This window comes from Roseicyclus sp. (genome assembly GCF_018402035.1).
Taxonomy (GTDB): Bacteria; Pseudomonadota; Alphaproteobacteria; order Rhodobacterales; family Rhodobacteraceae; genus Roseicyclus.
Genome location: NZ_JAGYJN010000060.1, coordinates 1 through 1,908 on the forward strand (window position 1 = coordinate 1; position 1,908 = coordinate 1,908).

The window sequence follows — 1,908 nt, forward strand, 5'->3', positions numbered from 1 at the left end:
GGCGACGGCCTCGGCCGTCTGGGTCAAAAAGACGGCGATCGGGGTGTCGGTGATAATTTTTACCTACAGACGGGCCGGTTAGGCTCATTATGTTCACTTAGTACGGAGCCATGTGACCCCTTTTCCCAAAGCTGTGGGCAGCGTGTGAAACGGAGTGATCCACATGGAACTATTGAACATTATCCAACGGATGCGCTTTGCGGCAGTAGTTGCCGACACACCGCGTGCTCGATTTAGCCGCATCAAAGGAATTTATAGGTGCCCCTTAAACTTAAGGCGATTCGAATTTGATTAAGTGCAAGGGGCAACGTCAGCATCGACTGCATCAGTTCACCACTCATTATTGCATACTCTATTGTGCCGCGATTAGGGCGTTGATGGTCTGGACAAAGCTAGCCTCGACCATTGGTTTTCGCTTTTGGGCTTCAGTCTTTGAAATACCGGGTAATTCGAAACCATCGCGCCGCATGGCAGATAGATAGTTCATCAGAAAGTTAAAGATAAACTCATCATTTTGTGAGAATGCAAATCCTCTCAAATCGTCAAAGGTGATGCCATCTTCTTCCGAGTATGTTTGTCCTGTTTGGTCTTTGTAAGCCGCTCCAAACCACCTAGAAAACGGGCTATCTTCGCTTACTAACTCGCGGCAAGCATCGCGTTCATAGTCTTCGTGATGGCCAAGTTTTTCGATCAGCTCATTGAAGTGTGTACATGTCGCTTCTAGAATATCTGCCCAATTTTCGTTCTGGAGGATTCTCATAACATCAGCGTTAGGTGTCATTGTGCCTTTTCCTTTCATTGCTGTCGAACGGTGACGTTTTCATGAAGTATAAGTATCCGCTGGGAATAGTTCTCCATGTTTATTCCCAGTTGATTTTATCCTTTTTCGTAGTTTGTGTCCATTAGAAATATTTTCGCTTTTTTATCTCTCATGGCTAGATTGTTCTGCGGCAACTTTCTCAAAGTCAACTGCGTGAAGATGAGCACAAACGCGGAAAGGTTTGGGTGTTCAGTTGTAACATGTTGTCGATCATGTTTAGGAAAAATTGATTGGGCTGTCAGATCTAGAATTTGTAGATGTTTTGACGCGGCGGAACCCAGCTGAGTGTCTGGAGGCGGCAAGCAAATTTGTAGTCGGCTATGAAGTCTTTGAGATTTTTTCATTGCTGATCTTGGTTGTTGTGGTGGCAGTTCTTCACGATGGCGTCCGTAATAGTTTGGTGTCTCCGCTACTATGCGAACTGGATGCCGTTAGTCGTACGAACGCCTTCTCCCAACGGGAGGGATCTCCATCAAATAGTAGGCCATCAATTTTGTGTTACATTGGCCTAATGTTAAAAAAGGAAAGTAAGTCATTACCTTATAGGTAGAATACGGTGATGCAGGCCGCTGGACTCGATCTGCCAACGGCGAAGGTGGCTGTGTTGCTGGGCTTGATCGCAAGGCGACGCTGAATCGCTATTTTCGGCTGCCCCGGAGCCTTCACGTCCCGTGAGGCGACGCAAAATACCTGTACTCGTGTGGATCCACATCGCCTTTACATATTGCGATACCATCTGGCGTGGGAGCCTAACCAATCAGTTCGCAACGAAAACCAACAGGGCCAACCCTTTTCTGCGTTGCGCTCGCACTTTGGCTGATCTTGCACCTGCCTGTCTTTCATGAGCGACCGCGCTTGGGTCTTGGCGGCCTGAGCTTTGGCATGATCAAATTCCTCTCTTTTGATCAACACGAAGAGGCGCGCCGCAGGGCGACACTCACGCTCAGTGGCCGCGAGAGCATTTTCTTCCAGCTCGAGAACGCTTGGCGGAACACGCGGGTGGGGCAGGTACTACGCCGTTGGCGTTTGCATGAGATGCCGCAGCTTTTAAACATGCTCATGGGGGATAAATCGTTGGTCGATCTTAG

General features: G+C 48.4%; 2 protein-coding genes. One reads left to right on the plus strand and one right to left on the minus strand.

Features of this window, described 5'->3' with window-relative positions; genetic code table 11:
• Positions 1-352: 352 nt before the first annotated feature.
• Complete coding sequence (locus KG698_RS15115; RefSeq protein WP_213686372.1) at positions 353-781, minus strand: hypothetical protein; 429 nt, start codon at positions 779-781, stop codon at positions 353-355.
• Between the two features lie 861 nt (positions 782-1,642).
• Here KG698_RS15115 and KG698_RS15120 point away from each other — a divergent pair.
• Positions 1,643-1,908: sugar transferase (locus KG698_RS15120; protein WP_213686373.1), on the plus strand; the 266-nt coding region annotated here is incomplete at its 3' end.

What these genes read in the sequence shown, in the direction of transcription:
- KG698_RS15115 (WP_213686372.1), bottom strand. Translation starts at nt 781, where the DNA reads ATGACACCTAACGCTGATGTTATGAGAATCCTCCAGAACGAAAATTGG.